At 67.6% G+C, this 22,253-nt stretch carries 22 protein-coding genes; 7 read left to right on the top strand and 15 right to left on the bottom strand.

Annotated features, from left to right (window positions below; all coding sequences use genetic code 11):
• Window positions 1–20: 20 nt before the first annotated feature.
• From uvrC to ACI3KS_RS04750, 8 genes are read right to left on the bottom strand one after another with little or no spacing between them, the layout of a single operon-like run.
• On the bottom strand, window positions 21–1,901 hold the full coding sequence (gene uvrC / locus ACI3KS_RS04785) for an excinuclease ABC subunit UvrC (RefSeq protein ID WP_404915746.1): 1,881 nt from the start codon (window positions 1,899–1,901) through the stop codon (window positions 21–23).
• Window positions 1,901–4,789, bottom strand: a complete 2,889-nt coding sequence (gene uvrA, locus ACI3KS_RS04780) for an excinuclease ABC subunit UvrA (protein ID WP_404915744.1) — start codon at window positions 4,787–4,789, stop codon at window positions 1,901–1,903. The genes uvrC and uvrA overlap by 1 nt, the downstream gene beginning before the upstream one ends.
• Before the next feature lie 49 nt (window positions 4,790–4,838).
• Window positions 4,839–5,366, bottom strand: a complete 528-nt coding sequence (locus ACI3KS_RS04775; protein WP_404915742.1) for a hypothetical protein — start codon at window positions 5,364–5,366, stop codon at window positions 4,839–4,841.
• Entirely contained in the window at window positions 5,363–6,616 is a 1,254-nt protein-coding gene (locus ACI3KS_RS04770; protein WP_404915740.1) for a DUF58 domain-containing protein, read from the bottom strand. Before ACI3KS_RS04770 ends, ACI3KS_RS04775 begins: the two co-directional genes overlap by 4 nt.
• Window positions 6,613–7,578 (bottom strand): AAA family ATPase, encoded by a 966-nt coding sequence (locus ACI3KS_RS04765; protein WP_404915738.1) that lies wholly within the window; start codon window positions 7,576–7,578, stop codon window positions 6,613–6,615. The genes ACI3KS_RS04770 and ACI3KS_RS04765 overlap by 4 nt, the downstream gene beginning before the upstream one ends.
• Window positions 7,575–8,078 (bottom strand): hypothetical protein, encoded by a 504-nt coding sequence (locus ACI3KS_RS04760; RefSeq protein WP_404915736.1) that lies wholly within the window; start codon window positions 8,076–8,078, stop codon window positions 7,575–7,577. The genes ACI3KS_RS04765 and ACI3KS_RS04760 overlap by 4 nt, the downstream gene beginning before the upstream one ends.
• Entirely contained in the window at window positions 8,075–8,782 is a 708-nt protein-coding gene (locus ACI3KS_RS04755; RefSeq protein ID WP_404915734.1) for a DUF4129 domain-containing protein, read from the bottom strand. The genes ACI3KS_RS04760 and ACI3KS_RS04755 overlap by 4 nt, the downstream gene beginning before the upstream one ends.
• A 47-nt stretch (window positions 8,783–8,829) precedes the next feature.
• Window positions 8,830–9,285 carry a MarR family winged helix-turn-helix transcriptional regulator gene (locus tag ACI3KS_RS04750; RefSeq protein WP_404915732.1) on the bottom strand — a complete coding sequence of 152 codons (456 nt, stop codon included), beginning with the start codon at window positions 9,283–9,285 and terminating at the stop codon, window positions 8,830–8,832.
• A gap of 44 nt (window positions 9,286–9,329) precedes the next feature.
• Between ACI3KS_RS04750 and ACI3KS_RS04745 the strand changes: the two genes are divergently transcribed.
• The gene (locus ACI3KS_RS04745; protein ID WP_404915730.1) at window positions 9,330–9,572 is read left to right on the top strand and encodes a hypothetical protein; all 243 of its coding nucleotides are present in this window, start codon (window positions 9,330–9,332) and stop codon (window positions 9,570–9,572) included.
• A 155-nt stretch (window positions 9,573–9,727) separates the two neighbouring features.
• Here ACI3KS_RS04745 and ACI3KS_RS04740 read toward each other — a convergent pair whose 3' ends face one another.
• Complete coding sequence (locus ACI3KS_RS04740; RefSeq protein ID WP_404915728.1) at window positions 9,728–10,060, bottom strand: TfoX/Sxy family protein; 333 nt, start codon at window positions 10,058–10,060, stop codon at window positions 9,728–9,730.
• A 16-nt stretch (window positions 10,061–10,076) separates the two neighbouring features.
• Entirely contained in the window at window positions 10,077–12,149 is a 2,073-nt protein-coding gene (gene uvrB / locus ACI3KS_RS04735) for an excinuclease ABC subunit UvrB (protein ID WP_404915726.1), read from the bottom strand.
• A gap of 90 nt (window positions 12,150–12,239) precedes the next feature.
• On the opposite strand from uvrB, the gene ACI3KS_RS04730 reads away from it, so the two are divergent.
• Window positions 12,240–12,845, top strand: coding sequence for a DUF4126 domain-containing protein (locus tag ACI3KS_RS04730; RefSeq protein ID WP_404915724.1), 606 nt, complete (start codon window positions 12,240–12,242; stop codon window positions 12,843–12,845).
• Here ACI3KS_RS04730 and ACI3KS_RS04725 read toward each other — a convergent pair.
• The 3 genes from ACI3KS_RS04725 to rpsA form a co-directional block, all read right to left on the bottom strand.
• The gene (locus tag ACI3KS_RS04725; protein WP_404915722.1) at window positions 12,824–13,609 is read right to left on the bottom strand and encodes a GNAT family N-acetyltransferase; all 786 of its coding nucleotides are present in this window, start codon (window positions 13,607–13,609) and stop codon (window positions 12,824–12,826) included. The genes ACI3KS_RS04730 and ACI3KS_RS04725 overlap by 22 nt on opposite strands.
• A gap of 53 nt (window positions 13,610–13,662) precedes the next feature.
• Complete coding sequence (coaE, locus tag ACI3KS_RS04720) at window positions 13,663–14,262, bottom strand: dephospho-CoA kinase (RefSeq protein WP_404915720.1); 600 nt, start codon at window positions 14,260–14,262, stop codon at window positions 13,663–13,665.
• Window positions 14,263–14,368: 106 nt separating this feature from the next.
• Window positions 14,369–15,823, bottom strand: coding sequence for a 30S ribosomal protein S1 (gene rpsA, locus ACI3KS_RS04715; RefSeq protein WP_404915718.1), 1,455 nt, complete (start codon window positions 15,821–15,823; stop codon window positions 14,369–14,371).
• Window positions 15,824–16,066: 243 nt separating this feature from the next.
• Between rpsA and ACI3KS_RS04710 the strand changes: the two genes are divergently transcribed.
• From ACI3KS_RS04710 to ACI3KS_RS04700, 3 genes are all read left to right on the top strand, one after another.
• Window positions 16,067–16,612: a hypothetical protein gene (locus tag ACI3KS_RS04710; protein WP_404915716.1), complete on the top strand. Its 546-nt coding sequence runs from the start codon at window positions 16,067–16,069 to the stop codon at window positions 16,610–16,612.
• Window positions 16,613–16,722: 110 nt separating this feature from the next.
• A complete protein-coding gene (locus ACI3KS_RS04705) occupies window positions 16,723–17,436 on the top strand; it encodes a hypothetical protein (protein WP_404915714.1) in 714 nt (237 codons plus the stop codon).
• 51 nt (window positions 17,437–17,487) lie between these two features.
• On the top strand, window positions 17,488–18,417 hold the full coding sequence (locus ACI3KS_RS04700; RefSeq protein WP_404915712.1) for a 5'-3' exonuclease H3TH domain-containing protein: 930 nt from the start codon (window positions 17,488–17,490) through the stop codon (window positions 18,415–18,417).
• Window positions 18,418–18,508: 91 nt separating this feature from the next.
• On the opposite strand, the gene ACI3KS_RS04695 is transcribed toward ACI3KS_RS04700, so the two are convergent.
• Entirely contained in the window at window positions 18,509–19,495 is a 987-nt protein-coding gene (locus ACI3KS_RS04695) for a PHP domain-containing protein (protein ID WP_404915710.1), read from the bottom strand.
• Window positions 19,496–19,503: 8 nt separating this feature from the next.
• Window positions 19,504–20,568 carry an anthranilate phosphoribosyltransferase gene (trpD, locus tag ACI3KS_RS04690; protein WP_404915708.1) on the bottom strand — a complete coding sequence of 355 codons (1,065 nt, stop codon included), beginning with the start codon at window positions 20,566–20,568 and terminating at the stop codon, window positions 19,504–19,506.
• 288 nt (window positions 20,569–20,856) lie between these two features.
• Between trpD and ACI3KS_RS04685 the strand changes: the two genes are divergently transcribed.
• Both ACI3KS_RS04685 and ACI3KS_RS04680 read left to right on the top strand, forming a co-directional pair.
• Window positions 20,857–21,414, top strand: coding sequence for a heme-copper oxidase subunit III (locus ACI3KS_RS04685; RefSeq protein WP_404915771.1), 558 nt, complete (start codon window positions 20,857–20,859; stop codon window positions 21,412–21,414).
• 20 nt (window positions 21,415–21,434) lie between these two features.
• Window positions 21,435–22,235 carry a c-type cytochrome gene (locus tag ACI3KS_RS04680; RefSeq protein ID WP_404915706.1) on the top strand — a complete coding sequence of 267 codons (801 nt, stop codon included), beginning with the start codon at window positions 21,435–21,437 and terminating at the stop codon, window positions 22,233–22,235.
• Window positions 22,236–22,253 lie beyond the last annotated feature (18 nt).

The following is a 22,253-nucleotide window of genomic DNA, read 5'->3' as shown; positions in this document are numbered from 1 at the left end:
TCTCCCCCGCCGGGACCAGCCTAGCGAGTGGAGAGATGCGTGTGGATGTTCTGCGCGAGAACGGGGCCGATGCCCTGGACCTCTTCGATCGCCCCGGGTTCCGCGGCCTTGAGGGCGGCGACGGATCCGAAGTGCTTCAACAGGACCTTGATGCGTGACGCACCGAGTCCAGGGACCTCGGCGAGCACGGTCGTGATGTCGTTGCGCCGCCTCTTGCGCTGGTGGGTGATCGCGAAGCGATGCGCCTCGTCACGGAGCCGTTGGATCAGGTACAGCGACTCGCTGGTGCGCGGAAGGATCACCGGGAAGTCGTCGCCGGGCAGCCAGATCTCCTCGAGCCTCTTGGCGATGCCGCAGACCGCGATCTCGGTGTGGCCCGAGTCCTTGAGCGCCCTGGCCGCGGCCTCGACCTGGGGCTGGCCGCCGTCGACGAGAAGAAGCTGCGGCGGGTACGCGAAGCGTGGTTTGCGACGCCCCTGCGTCTCGGAGTCATCAGCGTCCGCCGCGTCCTCCTGTTCCGGCCGGTCGAGGTACGCGAGCCGGCGCATGAGCACTTGGTACATCGAGTCCGTGTCGTCGGTGGTCTCGGCGATGTTGAAGGAGCGGTACTGGTCTTTGCGCGGCAGACCATCCTCGAACACGACCATCGAGGCGACCACATTCGTCCCGCTCAGGTGCGAGATGTCGAAGCACTCGATGCGCAACGGCGCCTCGTCCATGCCGAGTGCCTGCTGCAGATCCGTCAGAGCCTGGGTTCGTGCGACATAGTCGCTGGTGCGCCGCGTCTTGTGGCGGATGAGCGCCTGCTGCGCGTTCAACGTCGCGGTACGCATGAGGTCGGCACGCTGACCGCGCTGAGCGACGGAGATCTCGACCCTCTTCCCGCGGCGCTCGCGCAGCCACTCCTCGAGTTCGGTGGCGTCGTCGGGCAGTACGGGCACGATCACGCGGCGAGGGATGTCGGGAGCATCGCCGTAGGCGCGCTGCAGGACCTGGTCGACGAGTTCGCCGCCGGCGATGTCGATCTCCTTGTCCAGGGTGAGCGCGTGCACACCGCGCACACGGCCTCCGCGGATGACGAAGTGCTGCACGGCCGCCGAGAGCTCGTCCTCGGCGATGCCGAAGAGATCGGCGTCCTCGTCGGCGGCGAGCACCAGGGCGCTCTTGCCGAGCACGGCCTCGATCGCACCGAGCTTGTCGCGGTACTTCGCTGCCGCCTCGTAGTCCATCGCTGCAGAGGCGGCGAGCATCTGCTCGGTGAGCTGGCGGGTGAATCGCTCATCCCCTCCCGCCATGAAGGCGACGAAGTCGTCGACCATCGCGCGGTGCTCGGCGATCGTCACGGTCATCGAGCATGGGCCTCCGCACTTGCCGATCTGCCCGGGGAAGCACGGACGGCCGGTCTGCATGGCTCGCTTGTAGCTCGCGTCGCTGCACGTGCGGATCGGGAACGCCTTGATCATGAGGTCGATCGTGTCGTGCACGGCCCAGACCTTCGGGTAGGGCCCGAAGTACCGCGCGCCGGGGATGCGCCGGTTCCGCGTCACGATCACGCGCGGCGCCTCGTCGGCCATCGTGACCGCCATGAACGGGTAGGACTTGTCGTCCTTGTAGCGCACGTTGAAGGGTGGATCGAACTCCTTGATCCACATGTACTCCAGTTGCAGGGAGTCCACGTCCGTCGGCACGACCGTCCATTCGACGGATGCCGCGGTCGTCACCATCCGCCGGGTGCGCTCGTGGAGCGTGCGCAGCGGGGCGAAGTAGTTCGACAGCCGCTGGCGCAGGTTCTTCGCCTTGCCCACGTAGAGCACCCGGCCGTCGGCGTCACGGAATCGGTAGACACCGGGATCGGTCGGGATCTCCCCCGTGCGCGGCTTGTACGGGAGGACGTCGGCCATCAGCTCGCCTTCCGCGCAGCCCGCCCCTCGCCGAGGATCTCCGCGAGGAACTGACCGGTGTGGCTCTCCTCGACGCGAGCGATCTGCTCGGGCGTTCCGGTGGCGAGGATCTGCCCGCCGCCGGAGCCGCCCTCCGGGCCGAGGTCGATCACCCAATCGGACGACTTGATCACATCGAGGTTGTGCTCGATCACCACGACGGTGTTGCCCTTGTCGACCAGCCCGTTCAGAACCTCGAGCAGCTTGCGCACATCCTCGAAGTGCAGACCCGTGGTCGGCTCGTCGAGCACGTAGATGCTGCGGCCGTTGCTGCGGCGCTGAAGCTCGGTCGCGAGCTTGACGCGCTGCGCCTCGCCGCCGGAGAGGGTGGTGGCGGACTGCCCGAGCCGCACGTAGCCGAGCCCCACGTCGACGAGGGTCTTCATGTAGCGGTGGATCGCCTGGATCGGTTCGAAGAACTCGGCTGCCTCGGCGATGGGCATCTCGAGGACCTCGGCGATGTTCTTCCCCTTGTAGTGCACGGCGAGGGTGTCGCGGTTGTAGCGCTTGCCGTGGCAGACCTCGCAGTCGACGTACACGTCGGGCAGGAAGTTCATCTCGATCTTGATGGTGCCATCGCCCGAGCAGGCGTCGCAGCGACCGCCCTTGACGTTGAAGCTGAAGCGCCCGGGCAGGTAGCCCCGCACCTTCGCCTCCGGGGTCTCGCTGAACAGGGTGCGGATGCGGTCGAAGACACCCGTGTACGTCGCCGGGTTCGACCGCGGCGTACGACCGATCGGTGCCTGGTCGACGTGCACGACCTTGTCGAGATTGTCGAGGCCGGAGACCCGCGTGTGCTTTCCGGGAACCGTCCGTGCCCCGTTCAGCCGCGAGGCGAGCACCTGATACAGGATGTCGTTCACCAGCGAGGACTTGCCGGAACCGCTGACACCGGTGACCGCGGTGAGCACGCCGAGCGGGAAGTCGGCGTTCACGTTCCTGAGGTTGTTCGCACGCGCGCCGACGACGCTCAGCATCCGCTTCTTGTCGATCTTGCGACGCTTCTTCGGCGTCTCGATCTCCCGGCGACCGGAGAGGTAGTCACCCGTCATGGATCCGGTCTCGTCGAGGAGTTCCTCATACGAGCCGGAGTGCACGACCGCTCCCCCGTTCACGCCGGCGCCCGGTCCGATGTCGACCACCCAGTCGGCGGCTTCGATCGTCTCTTCGTCGTGCTCGACGACGATCAGCGTGTTGCCGAGATCGCGGAGCTTGAGGAGCGTGTCGATGAGGCGACGGTTGTCCCGCTGATGCAGACCGATCGAGGGCTCGTCGAGGACGTACAGGACACCGGTCAGGCCGGAACCGATCTGCGTGGCGAGCCGGATGCGCTGCGCCTCACCACCCGACAGCGATCCGGCAGCGCGGCTGAGGTTGAGGTACGCGAGGCCCACCTGCAGGAGGAAGTCGAGACGCAGGCGGATCTCGCGGAGCACCTGAGCCGCGATCTTCGCCTCGCGGTCGGAGAGCACGAGGGTTCCCATGAACTCGCGGGCGTCGGCGAGACTCAGGTGCGAGACCTCGGCGATCGAGTGACCGTGCACCTGCACCGCGAGCACCTCGGGCTTGAGGCGGTTGCCATCGCACACCGGGCACGGCACCTCGCGGAGGTACTCGCCCCAGCGCGCACGCTGCGTGTCGGACTCGGCCTGGGCGTACTGGCGCTCGATGTAGGGCACTACGCCCTCGAACCCGGAGGAGTAGCGCATCTCGCGCCCGTACCGGTTCTTGAACTTGACGGTGACTTTGTAGTTGTCGCCACGAAGGACCGCGTCCTGCACATCGACCCTGAGGTCCTGCCAAGGGGTGTCGAGCGAGAAGTTGAGGTCGGCGGCGAGTCCCTCGAGCAGGCGCTCGTAGTACTGGAACAGCCCCTTGCCCTGCGTCGTCCAGGGGATGATCGCGCCCTCGCGGATCGAGAGCTCCTCGTCGCCGAGCATGAGATCGACGTCGACCGACATACGGGTGCCGAGACCCGAGCAGGCGGGGCAGGCACCGAACGGGGCGTTGAACGAGAACGTGCGGGGCTCGATCTCGGTCAGCGTGATGGCGTGCCCGTTCGGGCAGGCCAGCTTCTCGGAGAAGGACTGCCAGGCGGCATCGCCCTCCTCGTCGACGAAGTTGATCTGCATGACCCCGTCGGCGAGCCCGAGGGCGGTCTCGACCGAGTCGGTCACGCGGCCCAGGATGTCATCGGACGCGACCAGACGGTCGACGACGACGGCGATGTCGTGCTTGTAGCTCTTCTTCAGCGTCGGGGGCTCCGCGAGCTGGATGAGATCGCCGTCGACGATCGCCCGCGAGTAGCCCTTGGCACCGAGCTCGCGGAACAGGTCGACGAACTCGCCCTTCTTCTGCGAGACGATCGGCGCCACGATCTGATAGCGCGTGCGCTCAGGGAGTTCCATGAGCTGGTCGGCGATCTGCTGGACGGTCTGCCGCTGGATCTTCTCCCCGCACTGCGGGCAGTGCGGCACGCCGATGCGCGCCCACAGCAGACGCATGTAGTCGTAGATCTCGGTGATCGTGCCGACGGTCGATCGAGGGTTGCGGTTCGTGGACTTCTGGTCGATCGACACCGCGGGGCTCAACCCCTCGATGAAGTCGACGTCCGGGCGGTCGACCTGACCGAGGAACTGGCGCGCGTAGGCGCTCAGCGATTCGACGTAGCGACGCTGCCCTTCGGCGAAGATCGTGTCGAACGCGAGACTCGACTTGCCCGAGCCCGACAGCCCCGTGAAGACCACGAGGGAGTCGCGGGGGATGTCGATGTCGACGTTCTTGAGATTGTGCACGCGGGCTCCGCGAACACTGAGTTTTCCTGGGGTTGCAACCGGGACGATAGGCACCGGTCAAGTCTACGAGGGGCCACCGACACTGGCTCCGCGCCTGTCGGCCTCACCGCCCCGAGGGCGCCTTCGAGGCATCCCGCAGCAGGATCAGCAGGAGGATGCTCATGCCGAGCACAGCACCGCCTCCGACGAGTGCGAGCCACGGCATGACGGGCGCCGCGACCGACGTGGCCTGCACGACGAGGAACGTCGCCGGCTGTGCGATCGCCTGTCCGACGACCAGCCTGACCGCGGAAGGACGAAGGGCTGCGAGCACGACGCGCGCTCGCAGCGGAACGACCAGAGCCAGCGCGCCGAGCTGGAGGATCACCTGCACGAGCAGTACGGCGAGCATACTCCGGCCGAGGTCGGGCCCGGCGATCAGCATCCCGACCACGAAGCATGCGACTGCACCCCATCCCGCCTGCGACGCCGGATACGCGGCAGCGAGCAGACCGCAGACGACGGCCGCGATGCTCCAGCCGATCACCGGGACGAGGACCGCCGCTCCGAGACAGACGGCGGCCACGAGTGCGGCCCGGATGATCACTCCGGAGACGGCGACCGGCGTCTCGATCCTGTCGTTGCGCGTCATCGTCGGGTCCTCGCCGCGACGCGGAGATCGCCGGATGCCGCATCGGACCAGGTCATGACGTCGATGCCCGCGCCCCTGAGGTCGCTCAGGACGTTCTCCCTCTCGGCCATCACCACTCGGAGCGCGATCCGCTGCGCCGGCGTGAGCCGGGACCGATCGAGCTCTGGGAGGATGTCGACGGCGACGACGCGATGGCCGCCGCCACGCCACATGAGCGCGGTATCGGCGGCCGCGCCCTGGAAGAAGGTCGACACGACGTAGACGACCGACCCCGGTGGCACGGGTGGAGTGCGCCGGAACGTCGCATCGTCGTCGGCCTGGGAGATCGCCGCGATCGTCGCCTCCAGGCGCGCGAGGTGCCGACTGCCGCTCCCGCTGCGGACGGATCGCCCGCCATGGACGAGCACATGCAGTGCGACGCGATCGCCGCCGCCGATCGCCGAGGATGCGATCGACCGTGCGGCCTGTCGTGCGCGATCCAGAGAGGTGACGCCGCTGCGTTCTCCGTCTCCGCTCCCCCACGATGCGACCACGGTTCCGAGGTCCTCGGCGGTGTCGATCGCGATCACCACCGAGGCGTCGCTCACGGTCTGCGTGCGCCGCACGAGCAGGTCACCGGGGCGCCTGGCCATGCGCGCGGTCGCGCGCCAGTCGACGCGGCGCAGTTCGTCGCCGGGCGCGAAGGGATGGATGTCTCGGAAGTCCCCTCCATGGCCGGGCCGTCGCCCCTGATGCGCGCCGTGCAGGCCCGTCAGACTCCGCGGAAGCGGCAGCGCGTCGATTGCGATCAGGTCGGGCTCGATGTGCCGGACGTCCTCGAGCACGGGCGTCGCGGGTCCGAGAAGCGCGCCTTCCGCGAGGATGCCGCGCGCGGCGATCCGGACGGCCGTGATGGGCCCCGAATGCAGGATCCGGCTCCGTGCGACGACTCGGCCTCTTCGGCCGGGCACGACGATCGTGCGGGTGCGTCTCTGCGACTGCACGATCGTCAGCTCGACGGCATCCGCTGCGCTGTCGACATCGATGACGGTCTCGATCGCATCGACCGATGCGGGGCGGGACGTCACCTCCACTGCGGTGGCCGCGTCGACGTTCGCACGGCCGTGCACCATCGCGATCCAGATGACGACGGGCAGCGCCATCCCGACGATGTCGGGCCGCGAGGAGACGATCCCCACGCCGGCGAGCACGATCGTGGCTCCGGCGGCGACGACGAGCGCCGGCCCAGGGCGGACCGCGCGACGACTCATCCCGGACTCCCCACGGTGGGCGGCACCGGCACCCGGCCGACGACGCCGAGGACCACGTCCACGGCCGAGACGCCGAGCGCCCAGGCCTGCGGCGTCAGGGTGAGCCGGTGCGCGAGGACCGGCACCGCGATGCGCTTGACGTCGTCAGGGGTGACGAAGTCCCGACCGCCGAGAGCGGCCAGTGCCCGTCCCAGCAGCAGCAGGGCGAGCGCACCGCGCGGAGATGCGCCGACCTCGACATTCGCCGCGGTCCGGGTCGCCCTCGTCAGGTCGACGCAGTAGCGCGCGATGTCAGGATCGACGTGGATGGCCTCGACATCGCGCTGCAGCTCGAGGAGTCGGGACGGATCGAGCACGGCTCGCACCTGCGCCGCCTCCTGCTGTCGGGCGATGCGATCCATCAGGATGCGTGCTTCGCCCTCCTCAGTCGGATAGCCGACCGACAATCGCACCATGAACCGGTCGAGCTGCGCCTCAGGTAGGGCGTAAGTCCCCTCGTACTCGATCGGGTTGGCCGTGGCGATGACGTGGAACGGGGCGTCCAACGCGAAGCTGTTCCCCTCGACGGTCACCTGCCGCTCGGCCATCGCCTCGAGCATCGCCGACTGCGTCTTCGGCGTCGTCCGGTTGATCTCGTCTGCGAGCAGCAGACCCGTGAAGATCGGGCCGGGACGGAACTCGAACTCCGCCGAGTCCGGCGCGTAGACGTACGACCCGGTGACGTCGGCGGGGAGCATGTCCGGGGTGCACTGCAGGCGGCGGAAGGAGAGCCCGAGCGCCGACGCCAGGCTGCGTGCGGCGAGGGTCTTGCCCAGACCGGGTACGTCCTCGAACAGGACATGCCCTCCGGCCAGGATCGCCGCCAGCGCGATCTCGAGCGGCTCGTCCATGCCGACGACGGCCGTCCGCACAGCTGCGAGGATCTGCGAGCCCGTGTCGGCGATGCCGGTGGTGTTCGTCATGGAGTCTCCTTCGTGGGCTTCGTGGGCTTCGTGGTTTTCGTGGGCTTCGTGGGTGAGAGTCGATCGATCGCATCGAGTGCGCTCACGATGTCCGCGAGGTCGGGCTCGGACCCTGCGAGTCTCGGCCACAGGTCGGGACCGATCAGGTCGTCGCGCCGCGCACGGTCGAGGGGATCGTCAGGATCGACGCCGAGACGTTCCAGGCGATGTCGCAGGATGCCGCGGACGCGCAGAGCGACCCGTGTTCCCGCCGCGCCGGTCTTGGTGTTCAACGCCCAGGCCAGCCGGGAGATCTCACTCGCCCGGATGTCGGTCGGGATCGGGATCAGTGGCGCGTCGGCTCGCGGATCGTCCGGCATCACGATGGCCGCGAGCACCGCCACCGCGCCGGTGACGAGCGCGAAGGCGATCACATAGGGAACGGCGAATCCGATCACCGTGAAGACGATCGCCGCGACGACGGCCGAGCCGATCGCCGTCAGCACCTTGACGACGCTCATCGCCACCCTTCCTCGATGCGCCGCAGTGCGCTCCGCGCGGCGGCACGATCCGTCTCGTCGGCATCGTGATCGCCGAAGCGCACACGCTGGTAGAGACCGAGGAGGGTTCGGGCGTCGACGGACAGCCCCTCCCGCCGAGTGATGATGCGCAGAGCGAACTCACCGGGTGTCTCGCTCGCTCCCCGCGCGGCGCCCGCGTCGGCCGCGCTCTGCTCCAGACCGAGCCAGGCTGCGACGATCGCATCCGCTGGGCGGGGCCGCTCATCGACGTCGTGCAGCGCCGCGGCGATCCCCCGTTGCACGGATCGGGTGTCGATGTGCTCGTCGGCCCCGATGGCGGACCCTCCTTCACGGACGGCCCCGACCCCGTCGCCATCCGCCCGGCGCAGGGGGCGCGTCCGCCACGCCCGGGCGAGCGCGCGGATCGCGACCGCCAGGAGGGCCAGCGCCGCGACCGCCAGGAGCACGAGCAAGCCCAGAAGGACGACATTCGCGAGCACCTGGAAGAACGGGTTCGGCTCGACGTCATCCGCCAGAGGAAAACCGGATGACGGGGGCTGCGAGACGGTGAACGTCGGCGCGGGTGCGGGAGTGACTCCGGTGCCGCTCGGTGTGGGCCGCCCCTGCAGACCGGCTGCGAGCATCGCGACGAGGGCCAGTCCCGCGAGAGCGATGAACGGCCAGAGCCTGGCGGTCCTGCTCATGCGTCGCCCGGAGCGGAGTCGGATCCAGAGCGGCGCATGCCCTCACCCTACGGTGCGGCGGGAGACTCCGTCGCTCGCCGTCCCGCGAATGCCGACAGCCCGTCGCGCAGCAGGGCCACCTCATCCAGATCCATGCCGACCGCCCGCATGACCTGGTGCGGAACGTCGAGCGCGCGGGTCCGCAGAGCCGTGCCCGCCGCGGTGAGCGTGATCTCCAGACGCCGCTCGTCCTGCGGGCTGCGTTCGCGCATGACGAGTCCGTCGCTCTCGAGACGCTTGACCAGCGGAGACGCGGTCGCAGGTTCCATGGCGAGGTCGCTCGCGAGATCGGTGAGGGTGCGCGGCGCACGCTCCCAGAGGGCGAGCATCACCAGATACTGCGGGTGCGTGAGGCCCAGCGGCTCGAGGATCGGCCGGTAGATGGCGACGACGTTCCGCGCGGCGGTCACCACCGCGAAGCACAGCTGGTTCTCGAGGCGGAGCAGGTCGTCGGATGCCGTCACGCCACGAGTATACATAGGCACTAATAGTTAGTACACTAACGACTATGGCGAAGAACCCCGAACGCGCACCTCTCCGCGACCGCATCCGCGAGGCGGGCGGCTTCTATGCCTGGGCCAACACGAATCTCATCCGCTTCGCGGGCCCGGCGTCCGTCGGTCCCTATGAGAAGACCCCGCCGCCGACGCCCGCAGAGCGGGCCGAACGCGCATGCCCTCTGTGCGGCGCGCCCATGACCGCGCACGAGATCGACCGCTCCGGCCCCAAGCCGCTCGTGCACTGCCCCTGAGGCATCCGACTTTCGGACGCACGAGTACCGTCGAGCGCGCGCTCGCTCGCCTAGCGGTCCGCGATGCCCGGATGCCTCACAGGCGGGATGCTCGGATGCCGAGCGGGCGACGGTGCGCGAGTCCCGGCAGGCGCCGATGCTCGGCTGCCGAGAGGTCAGGACTCCCCTCCGGCGTCCTCGCGAGCCACATCCAGCCAGAACACGAGATCGTCGTCGTCCCGCAGCGCCGAGGCGTCGACGTCGAGCCAGCCGAGGCCCATCGTCTTCGATCCCATCAGCGCCTGCGAGACACCGGGTCTGAGCACGAGCGTCGCTCCGTTCTCCTCGGCGACCCGCACGAGCAGCGCGCCGCCTCTGCGCGCGCCGACGAGGATGTGGCCGTCGATGAGGAACGCCCGGGTGCCGAACATCCGACGCTCTTCGATGCCCGGGGCGACGCCCAGTAGTGCTCGCACCCGGTCCGCGAGCTCATCCCGTTCGCCGTCCACGGCCACCATCATCGACTCACGCGTGTCCTGCGCGCTCCATGGCGCGGAGTTCCTTCTTGAGATCCTGGACCTCGTCACGGAGTCGTCCTGCCAGCTCGAACTTCAGCTCGGACGCGGCGGCGAGCATCTGGTTCGTCAGGTCCTGGATCGTCGCCTCGAGCTGCTGAGCCCCCTCGGCGGCGATACCCGTGCGACGGAGGTTCGGCGTCGGCGACTTGCCTTTGCCCGTGGCTCGACCGCGACCTGACAACATGTCGGCGGTGTCCGCCCCTTCTCGCGCAAGCACCTCGGTGATGTCGGCGATCCGCTTGCGCAGCGGCTGCGGATCGATCCCGTGCTCCTTGTTGTAGGCGATCTGCTTGTCACGTCGACGATCGGTCTCCTCGATGGCCTTCGCCATCGAGTCGGTCATGTTGTCGGCGTACATGTGCACCTCGCCGGAGACGTTTCGCGCTGCTCGACCGATCGTCTGGATCAGCGATGTCCCCGAGCGCAGGAAGCCCTCCTTGTCGGCGTCGAGGATCGCGACCAAGGAGACCTCAGGAAGGTCGAGACCTTCCCGCAGGAGGTTGATGCCGACCAGCACGTCGTAGACACCGGCCCGCAGCTCGCTGAGCAGCTCGACGCGGCGGAGCGTATCGACGTCGGAATGCAGATAGCGGACGCGCACCCCGTGCTCGCCGAGGAAGTCCGTGAGCTCCTCGGACATCTTCTTCGTGAGGGTGGTCACCAGGACGCGCTCGTCGCGACCGACGCGAACGCGGATCTCCTCGAGAAGATCATCGATCTGACCCTTGGACGGCTTGACGATGATGTGCGGGTCGACAAGACCGGTCGGACGGATGATCTGCTCGACCACCCCGTCGGCGATCCCCATCTCGTACTTGCCCGGCGTCGCGGAGAGGTACACGGTCTGACCGATGCGGTTCTTGAACTCGTCCCATCGCAGCGGTCGGTTGTCCATGGCGCTCGGAAGGCGGAACCCGTGGTCGACGAGCGTACGCTTGCGCGAGGCGTCTCCCTCGTACATGGCGCCGATCTGCGGCACGGTGACGTGCGACTCGTCGATCACGAGCAGGAAGTCGTCGGGGAAGAAGTCGAGGAGGGTGTGGGGCGGCTCGCCCGCCTCCCGGCCGTCCATGTGGCGCGAATAGTTCTCGATGCCGGAGCAGAATCCGAGCTGCTGCAGCATCTCGAGGTCGAAGGTCGTGCGCATCCGCAAGCGCTGCGCCTCCAGCAGCTTTCCCTGCCGCTCGAACTCGGCGAGCCGCTCCTCGAGCTCCGTCTCGATGGTCCCGATGGAACGCTGGATCACGTCGGTCCCCGCCACATAGTGCGATGCAGGGAAGATCGGCACGCTGTCGAGCTTCTCGATGACCTCACCCGTGAGCGGGTGCAGCGAGTACAGCGCCTCGATCTCGTCGCCGAACAGCTCGATCCGGATGGCATGCTCCTCGTACACCGGGATGATCTCGATCGTGTCGCCGCGGACCCGGAAGTTCCCGCGCGAGAAGTCGACGTCGTTGCGGTTGTACTGCATCGCTATGAACTGACGGATGAGCGCGTCGCGGTCGTAGCGCTCCCCCACCTGCAGGGCGACCATCGCCCGCAGGTACTCCTCCGGAGCACCGAGACCGTAGATGCACGACACCGTGGACACGACGATGACATCCCGTCGGCTGAGCAGCGAGTTCGTCGTGGAGTGCCGCAACCTCTCGACCTCGGCGTTGATCGAAGAGTCCTTCTCGATGAAGGTATCGGTCTGCGGCACGTAGGCCTCGGGCTGGTAGTAGTCGTAGTACGAGACGAAGTACTCGACCGCGTTGTTCGGCATGAGCTCGCGGAACTCGTTCGCCAGCTGCGCGGCCAGGGTCTTGTTGTGGGCGAGCACGAGGGTCGGCCGCTGCACCTGTTCGACGAGCCAGGCCGTCGTGGCCGACTTGCCGGTACCGGTGGCGCCCAGCAGCACGATGTCCGTCTCTCCCGCGTTGATGCGGGCGGCGAGCTCGGCGATCGCCTTGGGCTGGTCTCCGGCGGGCTCGTATTCGCTGACGACCTCGAAGGGACGGACGCTGCGTGTGGGTTGCATGATTCCAGCGTAGGCGTGGCCACGGACACTCGGCTCGCCGGGTTCGCGCGTCACATCGCGTCGGGGTCGGATGCCGCCTAATCTGGGGGCGTGATCGAGTTCATCATCGGCACGAGTCTCGCCGCGTCCGCCGGCCTCAACGCGTGGATGCCGCTCTTCCTGCTGGGACTCGCCGACCGCTTCCTGCCCGCCGTGCAGCTACCGAGCGGATGGTCCTGGCTTTCCAGCGATCTCGCGCTGTGGATCGTCGGAGTCCTGCTCGTGCTCGAGATCGTGGCCGACAAGATCCCCGCCCTCGACTCGCTCAACGACATCGTGCAGAGCATCCTCCGGCCGGCTTCCGGCGGCATCGCGTTCGGAGCGGGGGCGAGCGCACAGACGCTCGCCGTCGACGACCCCGCGACTTTCTTCTCCATGAACACCTGGGTGCCCGTGGTGATCGGCGTAGGCGTGGCCCTGGTGGTGCACGTCACGAAGGCGACCGCCCGCGTCGCCGCGAACGCGACGACGGGCGGACTCGCCGCGCCCGTGTTGAGCACGGTCGAGGACGGCGCATCGGCTGTGCTCGCCGTCGCCGCCATCGTGGTCCCCGTACTGGCGGCCGTCCTCCTTGTCGGGCTCGTCGTCGCGGTGATCGTCCTGCGGCGCCGGCGCTCACGCCGCCGCGCTGCCGCTCAGGCGGGTGCCCACACGTAGGGGGTCGTGCTCGACACCCGGATCAGCCCTGACCGCTCCAGGATCGGACGTGAGAACTCCGTCGAGTCCGACTGGAGATAGCGGACTCCACGCCGGATCGCCGCATTCGCCCGCTGCGCCGTGAGCGCGCGGTAGATCCCCCGCCCCCGCCAGGCCGGATCCGTGGCTCCGCCCCACAGTCCCGCGAACTCGGTGCCGGCGACCGGCTCCAGGCGGCCGGCACTCACCACCGCACCATCCGCGACGGCGATCCAGAACTCGACCGACTCGTCGGCGTGCATGCGTTCGATGACCTCGTCGACACGCCGTCTCCACTCGGCGTCGTCGAAGATCCGCCCCTGCATTCGACCGGCGGAGATCACCTCGTCCTCTGTCGTCGCCCGCCGGATATCGACGCCGTCCGGAACGTCGACGTGCTGCGCGAGGAGCTCCGCCTCGCCGATCATGATCGATTCGGCGTCCTCCGGGATGAACCCGCGGGCGATGAGCGCATCATGCAGTCCCGGGGCGACGTCATGTGCCCTGGTCTTCCATTCGACAGAGGTGACCGCGGGCATCCGCTGGAAGTGTGCCACCGCTTCGTCCACCAGGTCGCCGATCGCGTCGGCATCCGCCCCACCGAGGTCGGCGTAGGTGACGAAGCCCTGAGTGCCGCCGAACACCGCCAGATGCAGCGGACCCTGGACGGACACGGATGATGCGTGCACCGTCTCGGGTGTGGTGCGCAGCTGGGCGTCGTAGGCCTCGAGGAAGCGGTGGTGCATGCATCGATGCTGTCAGAGGGCGCGCAGCGGGCGTCGCCCCGCGCCGGAACGCCTCACCGCGCGGCGATCCTCGTCCACAGTTGATCGACCTGCGCGAGAGTGTGCTCGAGAGTTCCCGCCGTGTCGATGACCACGTCCGCGACCGCGAGACGTGCGTCATCCGACACCTGAGCGTCGATCCGCGCCTGCGCCGTGGTCCCGTCCATACCGCGCAGCTCGATGAGACGGCGGAGACGGACGGCTGCCGGCGCGTGCGCGACGACGATGAGGTCCCAGGGATCGTCGACGCGGGCCTCCACCAGGAGAGGCACGTCGTAGACCACGACAGCCGAAGGATCATCGGCCAGCGCCGCCTCGAAGCGCCGCTGGGACTCGGCGCGCACGGCGGGATGCACGATGCCGTTGAGCATCCCGAGACGCTCCGGGTCTCCGAACACCTTCGCGCCGAGAGCGGCACGGTCGAGCGCACCGTCGGAGTCGATCACATCGCTGCCGAACTCCTCCTCGATGCGCGCGAGGACAGGAGATCCCGGCGCCTGCACGTCTCTCACGATCCGGTCCGCGTCGACGACGATCGCGCCGAGCTCTGCAAGACGCGCGGCGATGGTCGATTTTCCCGAGGCGATGCCCCCGGTGAGCGCGATGAGTGCCATGTCATCCATCCTTTCACGACGGGAGGATGCGGCATCGGCGCGTCGACCGGAGATGCGGAACGGGCCGCCACCTCGAGAGGTGACGGCCCGTTCCTGAGCGATATGCTTACGCGTTGCCGCCCGAGAGCTTCTCGCGCAGAGCCGCGAGAGCCTCGTCGTCAGCGAGCGTGCCCGCGCCGGCGGAGTCGCTGGAGAAGGACTGGCCGCCGAAGTCGGCGCCGGCCTCTGCCTCGGCCTCGGCCGCCTTGAGGACCTGAGCCTTGTGCGCCTCCCAGCGCGACTGAGCCGCGGCGTACTCCTGCTCCCAAGCCTCGCGCTGAGCGTCGAAGCCTTCCTTCCACGCACCGGTCTCGGCGTCGAAGCCCTCCGGGTACTTGTACTCGCCGTTCTCGTCGTACTCGGCGAGCATGCCGTAGAGGGCCGGGTCGAACTCGGTGCCGTTGGGGTCGACCGACTCGTTGGCCTGCTTCAGCGACAGCGAGATGCGACGACGCTCGAGGTCGATGTCGATGACCTTGACGAAGACCTCTTCGCCGACCGACACGACCTGCTCAGCCAGCTCGACGTGCTTGCTGGAGAGCTCGGAGATGTGTACGAGGCCCTCGATGCCGTCTGCGACGCGCACGAACGCGCCGAACGGGACGAGCTTGGTGACCTTACCCGGCGTGACCTGACCGATCGCGTGGGTACGGGCGAAGACCTGCCACGGGTCCTCCTGCGTCGCCTTCAGCGACAGGGAGACGCGCTCGCGGTCGAGGTCGACCTCGAGGATCTCGACGGTGACCTCCTGGCCCACCTCGACGACCTCGGAGGCGTGCTCGATGTGCTTCCAGGACAGCTCGGAGACGTGGACGAGACCGTCGACGCCGCCGAGGTCGACGAACGCACCGAAGTTCACGATCGACGACACGACGCCCTTGCGGACCTGACCCTTGTGCAGGTTGTTGAGGAACGTGGTGCGCGACTCCGACTGCGTCTGCTCGAGCAGCGCACGGCGGCTCAGGACGACGTTGTTGCGGTTCTTGTCGAGCTCGAGGATCTTGGCCTCGATCTCCTGGCCGAGGTACGGCGTGAGGTCGCGGACGCGACGCAGCTCGATGAGCGAGGCCGGGAGGAAGCCACGGAGGCCGATGTCGACGATGAGGCCACCCTTGACGACCTCGATGACGGTGCCGGTGACGACGCCGTCGTTCTCCTTGATCTTCTCGACGTCTCCCCAGGCGCGCTCGTACTGCGCACGCTTCTTGGAGAGGATCAGGCGGCCTTCCTTGTCCTCCTTCTGGAGAACGAGAGCCTCGACCTCGTCGCCGACCTTGACGACCTCGTTGGGGTCGACGTCGTGCTTGATGGAGAGCTCGCGCGAGGGGATGACGCCCTCGGTCTTGTAGCCGACGTCGAGCAGGACCTCGTCGCGGTCGATCTTGACGATCGTGCCCTCGATGATGTCGCCGTCGTTGAAGAACTTCAGGGTCTTCTCGACCGCGGCCAGGAAGTCCTCAGCAGATCCGATGTCGTTGATGGCGACCTGCTTGGTGGCCGGGGCGGTCGTTGCGGTAGTCATGTAGTGGGTTGTCCTTGTTGAATGGAGACTCGGGCTGCGAGGCACCGGACGCGCGCGCCCGATCCGCACCCTGCAGCAGTTGGATTGATTCTCGCCACGAGGGCACACGTATGCGTGCCACGAGTGACAGTTCAGGCTACCAGACATCTCCGCGGCTGTGGTGCGGGTTCCGAAGCGGTCCGGCGGTGTCGAAGCCTGTGGATAACTCTCCCGCGAGAGTACCTGCTCGGCTAGCGTTCTCGGATGACTCCGCAACAGCACGCAACACGCGCGCTCGCGACCACCGTACTCGCCGTCGCGACGCTGGTAGCGGTGTCCGGATGCTCCGTGGGCGCGGAACCTTCCCCCTCGCCCACCCCGACCTCCGCCTTCGCGAGTGAGGAGGAGGCGTTCGCCGCGGCGGAAGAGGTGTACCGGGCGTACAACGAGGCTCTCAATCTCTTTCGAAGCGGGGACCCGACCGCTGACCCTCACGAGTATCTTGCGGGCGGAGTTCTTGAGTCTGAACTCTCAACGACCCGCGATCTGGAAGCACAAGGCATTCGAATCGAAGGCGACACCAGGATATTGAGCTTCACGGGCCTCTCGTCTGATGTCGACTCACAGGTTCCATCGATCGAGGCTCGGGTTTGTCTCGACATCTCGCAGGCGCGAGCGATCAACTCTAACGATGAGGACGTAACTCCTCCAGAACGGAAGGACACATACGGTCTGATCGTCACCATCACTGGAACACCGGGACGAATGCTGATCTCTGATTACCGGACGTCCGAGGATTTGAAATGCTGACTTCTGCCATCACTGTGTCCATCCTGGTTGCCTCTTTGACAGGGCCAACCTTGGCCGCGGGATGTTCCGACGCAGCAATCATCATGAATGTTTGCAATGACGACACCTCCGTGGACATCACTGGCACCCAGACCACGGACGACAACCACCACACCAATACCGTCCACGACACCGACGCCCCCTCCGTCGATCCCCCGTCCGACACCACGACGACGCGCATCCGAACCGTGCAGGACTTCGACGAATGTCTGACGTCCTGGGATTCGTACACGAAGTGCTTCCGCGATCGCATCGACGATGAGGATCCCGAGGATCCGACGGCACCCGATCCTCCTCCGATCCCGGAGATCACCCTCACAGACGTCGCGAGCTTCGCCCCGGTCGCCGTACCTCTCGCAGCCGAGCCCGGGAACGCCGGCATCGCAGGGATGGCGACGAACTTCGTCGCGGCGGCTTCCGTGCAGACATCCACGGGCACGATCTTCGGCATGCCCGTGTCCGTACGCTTCACGCCGGTCGCCTACGACTACAGCTTCGGCGACGGCACCTCCGCGTCCTTCTCATCCGCCGGTGCGAGCTGGCAGGACCTCGGGCAGGCGCAGTTCACATCCACGCCGACCAGCCACATCTACACAGAACGGGGAACATACACCGCGACGCTGAGCATCCGGTACACCGCCGAGGTCGATATCGGAGGCGGCTGGTTCCCACTGAGCGGCCAGCTGTCGATCCCCAGCGATCCGCAGGAGATCCGCATCTTCGAAGCGCACACCGCGCTCGTCGCACGGACGTGCGCAGAGAGCCCCGGCGCCCCGGGCTGCTGAGCGGATGCCGACCCTCGTGGGGTGTCCCCGTCTCATGCGAGACTGTCGACCGTGACTGAACGTCTGATGCTGCTCGATACCGCCTCTCTGTACTTCCGCGCGTTCTACGGCGTGCCGGACAAGGTGACCGCGCCTGACGGATCCCCGATCAACGCGGCGCGAGGTCTGCTCGACATCATCGCCAAGCTCATCACCCTCTACGAACCCACGCACGTCGTCGCATGTTGGGACGACGACTGGCGTCCGCAGTGGCGCGTCGATCTGATCCCGAGCTACAAGTCCCACCGCGTCGTCGAGGTCGTCGCGACGGGTCCCGATGTCGAAGAGGTCCCCGACCCGCTCGAGGCGCAGATCCCGCTCATCCGTCAGACCCTCGATGTGCTGGGCATCCCGATCATCGGCGTCGCCGAGCATGAGGCCGACGATGTGATCGGCACCCTCGCGACGAAGTCCACCATCCCCGTCGACATCGTCACCGGCGACCGCGACCTGTTCCAACTCGTCGATGACGCACGCGACGTGCGCGTCATCTATACGGCGCGCGGCATGAGCAATCTCGAGATCGTCACCGACACCGTCGTGGTGTCCAAGTACGGAGTGCTCCCCTCGCAGTACGCCGATTTCGCGACCATGCGCGGCGACGCCTCAGACGGTCTGCCCGGAGTCGCCGGAGTCGGCGAGAAGACCGCAGCCACATTGCTGCAGGCGCACGGCGATCTCGCGGGCATCCGCGCCGCAGCCGACGCCGGCGAGGGGATGAGCGCCGGAGTCAGGGCGAAGATCCTCGCAGCATCGAGCTACCTCGACGTCGCGCCCACGGTCGTCGAGGTCGCGCGCGATCTCGACATCACCCCGCCGGCGCTCTCGCTGCGTGCGCTCGACCCGTCCGAGCAGGATGCCGCGGCCTCGCTCGCGGAGAAATGGAACCTCGGCACCTCAATGATCCGCGCGCTCACGGCAGTCGCCGCGACCGCGTCATAGCGGCAGCGCGCGGCCTGCATGACAGGAACTCTCGGCCGGCATCAGCAGAGAGGGTCCAGCGGCGACAGAGACGGCGGGTCTCCTCCCGCATTCACTCCGCCCAGGCGAGCAGCCGCTCGAGTCCCCACGTCGTGACGATGCGCGATGCCGGAACGCCGGCGCCCTCGGCCCGCTGCGCCCCGTGATCCAGCAGCGACAGCTGGCCGGGGGCGTGAGCATCCGAGTCGATCGAGAACAGGCATCCCGCGTCCAGGGCGATCGCGATCAGGTCGCCCGGTGGGTCCTGCCGCTCCGGACGCGAATTGATCTCCACTGCCACGCCGTGCTCCGCGCACGCCGCGAACACCGCCGCCGCATCGAAGCTCGACGGCGGCCGCGTTCCGCGCTCCCCCTGAACCAGACGCCCGGTGCAGTGCCCGAGCACGTTCACCCGCGGGTTCGACACCGCCGCGATCATGCGCGCCGTCATCGCACGCGACTCCATCCTCAACTGCGAATGGACCGACGCGACGACGATGTCGAGCTCGGCGAGAAGCTCGTCCTCCTGGTCGAGGGCGCCGTCGTCGAGGATGTCGACCTCGATACCGGCCAGCATCCGCAAGCCGTCGCGCGACTCCGCCCTGACGAGCGGGATCTGCTCGCGCAAGCGCTCTGCAGACAGCCCACGCGCGACGCGCAGCCGAGGCGAATGATCGGTGATCGCCTGGTACTCATGTCCCTGCGCGCGAGCGGCCTCCGCCATCACGGCGATCGCAGTCGTTCCGTCCGACCATTCCGTGTGCGCGTGCAGGTCGCCGCGCAGCTTCGGCCGAAGGAGCGAGGAGATCTGCGCTTCGACGTCGCCACGGAGCTCGACGAGGTACTTCGGGTCGGACCCCGACTGCGCCTCGCGGATCACGGCGAAGGTGGATTCGCCGATGCCCTCCGCGGCTCGCAGACGCACCGGATCAGTCCGCACGTCCTCCGACAGGTTCTCGAAGACCGCGGCCGCCTTACGAAAAGCCTTCGCCCGATATCTCGACGCCCGCTCTCGCTCCAGGAGCTCGGCGATCTCCAGCAGAGCGGCGACGGGATCCACGATGCTCCTCAGGCCGAAGCCAGCTCCCGGCTGACGCCGATCCACTCCTCGAGCTTCGCCTCCGCACGACCGTCGTCGACAGCGGCCTCGGCCTTCGAGAAGCCCTCACGAAGCCGTTCCAGGATCGGGCGCTGTACCTGCGCCGCATCCTGCGAGAGTTCGAAGGCGACGATGCCCGCGGCCGCGTTCAGCAGCACGATGTCGCGCACCGGTCCCCGCTCGCCGGCGAGCGTGCGACGCAGGACGTCGGCGTTGTGCTCGGGCGAGCCGCCGATCAGGTCGGAGAGGTCGGCGATCGGGATGCCGAGGTCGCGCGGATCCAGGTCGTGCTCGTGGATGTCTCCGCGGGTGACCTCCCAGATGCGACTGTGCCCTGTCGTGGTGAGCTCGTCGAGGCCGTCGTCACCGCGGAACACCAGCGCAGTCGCGCCGCGGGTACGGAACACCCCGGTGATGAGGGGCACGCGCTCGATCTGAGCGACCCCGACCGCGTTGGCCTCGGCACGTGCGGGGTTGCAGAGCGGACCGAGCATGTTGAAGACCGTCGGCACCCCGAGCTGCGACCGCACGGCGCCCGCATGCTTGAAGCCTGGGTGGAATGCCCCCGCCCAGGCGAACGTGATGCCGGTGCGATCGAGGATGGATGCGACGTGCGCCGGGTCCAGCGTCAGTTCCAGGCCCAGCGCCCCGAGGACGTCGGAGGAGCCGGATGCCGAACTGGCGGCACGGTTGCCGTGCTTGACGACCGGGATACCGGCCGCGCCGATGATGACGGCCGCAGTCGTCGACACGTTGACCGTGCCCACGCGGTCGCCTCCCGTGCCCACGATGTCGAGCACATCGGGCGAGACCGGGAGCGGCACCGCCGCTTCGAGGATCGCATCGCGGAAACCGACGATCTCATCGATCGTCTCGCCCTTCGCGCGCAGCGCGACGAGGAATCCGGCGAGCTGCGCCTCGGTCACGTCCCCGCGCATGATCTGACGCATGGCCCAGGTGGACTCCCAGACGCTGAGATCGCGTCGCTCCAGCAGAGTGGTGAGCACATCGGGCCAGGTGAGGGAATCCGCCATGTGTGCGATCCTATCGGCGCTGAGAAAATGATCACTCGATCCCAGGACGGGCGCATCTGTGCCCTCACGCGTGGTTTCCCGCGTATTCACCGCCGATTCGCAGCGTTTTCTTAGGGTCCCCTTAGTCGACCGAGGGCGAAACGACGGCTTGCGGTGCAAGAATCACTCCCGCGGATCGGCCATAATGGAGGGGTGACGACCTCAGCGACGTATGCCCCGGCGGCGAGAACGATCAAGCGGCCCAACCCGGTAGCTGTCGGCACCATTGTGTGGCTCGGCAGCGAGGTGATGTTCTTCGCGGGACTCTTCGCGATCTACTTCACCCTCCGCAGCACCTCCCCGGATCTGTGGGCCGATCGCACCGAGCTGCTGAACGTTCCGTTCGCGTTCATCAACACCGCGATCCTCGTGTTCTCCTCGTTCACCTGCCAGATGGGCGTGTTCGCGGCAGAAGACCTCCAGCCCTACCGCATCGGGAAGGGTCAGAAGAACAGCGCCGGCCGTCGCCGCCTGTTCGGCTGGGGCATGGTCGAGTGGTTCTTCCTCACCTTCGCACTCGGAGCGATCTTCGTCTCCGGCCAGGTGTGGGAGTACGCGACGCTCGTTGCCGAAGGCATGCCGATCAGTGCTGACGCCTACGCATCGGCCTTCTACCTGACGACCGGCTTCCACGCCCTGCACGTCACCGGTGGTCTGGTCGCGTTCCTGCTCGTCATCGGCCGCGCCTACGCGGTCAAGAACTTCCGGCACAAGGAGGCGACCTCCTCGATCGTGGTGTCCTACTACTGGCACTTCGTCGACGTCGTCTGGATCGTGCTGTTCATCGTCATCTACTTCCTGAAGTAAGAACGGAGCTGATCTACGAGATGGCACGAGAGAAGAAGCGCCGTTCCCACGGTCGCCGCAGCCCACTGGCCGCGGTCGCCCTCATCGGAGCAGGACTCATGATCACCGGCGCGGTGTACGCCGGCACGTCCGCCGCCTTCGCCGCGGCCGACACCCAGACCGCATCGACGACTCTCACGGTCGAAGACGGCGAGAAGCTGTTCCAGGCGAACTGCGCAACCTGTCACGGTCTCGACATGCAGGGCACCGCGAACGGCCCCAGCCTCTACGGCGTGGGCGAGCTGGCCGTCGAGTTCCAGATGTCGACCGGACGCATGCCGCTGCAGATGCAGGGCCCGCAGGCTCCGCAGAAGACACCGCAGTTCACCGAGGACCAGATCCTCGCGATCTCGTCCTACGTGCAAGAGGAGGCCCCCGGGCCCACCTTCCCCGCTGACGAGATCCTCGACGGCGAAGGCGACGTCGCTCACGGCGCCGAACTGTTCCGCGTCAACTGCGCGATGTGCCACAACGTCGCCGCTGCCGGTGGAGCGCTCACCGAGGGCAAGTACGCTCCCGCACTGACCGAGACCAGCGCGCTGCACATCTATGCGGCCATGGTCACCGGTCCCCAGAACATGCCGGTCTTCGGCGACATGAACCTGTCGGACGAGGACAAGCGCGACATCATCTCCGCTCTCCTCTACCAGCAGGAGTCCGTGCAGATCGGCGGGTTCTCGCTCGGTTCGCTCGGACCGGTGTCCGAGGGCCTCTTCGTCTGGATCTTCGGTATCGGCGCGCTCGTCGCCGTCACCGTGTGGATCACGGCGAAGTCCAACTGACGAGTGAACATCGAAGAG

The sequence above is a fragment of the Microbacterium sp. ZW T5_45 genome, assembly GCF_044987415.1.
In the GTDB taxonomy this organism is placed as follows: Bacteria; Actinomycetota; Actinomycetes; order Actinomycetales; family Microbacteriaceae; genus Microbacterium.
Note: the sequence above shows the minus strand (reverse complement) of the source record. Positions and strands in the feature narration are given on the sequence as shown.

Coding starts and splice junctions, on each gene's coding strand:
- ACI3KS_RS04680 (WP_404915706.1), top strand. CDS start 21,435: ATGGCACGAGAGAAGAAGCGCCGTTCCCACGGTCGCCGCAGCCCACTG.
- ACI3KS_RS04765 (WP_404915738.1), bottom strand. CDS start 7,578: ATGACGAACACCACCGGCATCGCCGACACGGGCTCGCAGATCCTCGCA.
- uvrC (WP_404915746.1), bottom strand. CDS start 1,901: ATGGCCGACGTCCTCCCGTACAAGCCGCGCACGGGGGAGATCCCGACC.
- ACI3KS_RS04745 (WP_404915730.1), top strand. CDS start 9,330: ATGGCGAAGAACCCCGAACGCGCACCTCTCCGCGACCGCATCCGCGAG.
- ACI3KS_RS04760 (WP_404915736.1), bottom strand. CDS start 8,078: ATGAGCGTCGTCAAGGTGCTGACGGCGATCGGCTCGGCCGTCGTCGCG.
- ACI3KS_RS04710 (WP_404915716.1), top strand. CDS start 16,067: ATGACTCCGCAACAGCACGCAACACGCGCGCTCGCGACCACCGTACTC.
- uvrB (WP_404915726.1), bottom strand. CDS start 12,149: ATGCAACCCACACGCAGCGTCCGTCCCTTCGAGGTCGTCAGCGAATAC.
- ACI3KS_RS04770 (WP_404915740.1), bottom strand. CDS start 6,616: ATGAGTCGTCGCGCGGTCCGCCCTGGGCCGGCGCTCGTCGTCGCCGCC.
- coaE (WP_404915720.1), bottom strand. CDS start 14,262: ATGGCACTCATCGCGCTCACCGGGGGCATCGCCTCGGGAAAATCGACC.
- ACI3KS_RS04775 (WP_404915742.1), bottom strand. CDS start 5,366: ATGACGCGCAACGACAGGATCGAGACGCCGGTCGCCGTCTCCGGAGTG.
- trpD (WP_404915708.1), bottom strand. CDS start 20,568: ATGGCGGATTCCCTCACCTGGCCCGATGTGCTCACCACTCTGCTGGAG.
- ACI3KS_RS04725 (WP_404915722.1), bottom strand. CDS start 13,609: ATGCACCACCGCTTCCTCGAGGCCTACGACGCCCAGCTGCGCACCACA.
- ACI3KS_RS04685 (WP_404915771.1), top strand. CDS start 20,857: ATGTTCTTCGCGGGACTCTTCGCGATCTACTTCACCCTCCGCAGCACC.
- rpsA (WP_404915718.1), bottom strand. CDS start 15,823: ATGACTACCGCAACGACCGCCCCGGCCACCAAGCAGGTCGCCATCAAC.
- ACI3KS_RS04755 (WP_404915734.1), bottom strand. CDS start 8,782: ATGAGCAGGACCGCCAGGCTCTGGCCGTTCATCGCTCTCGCGGGACTG.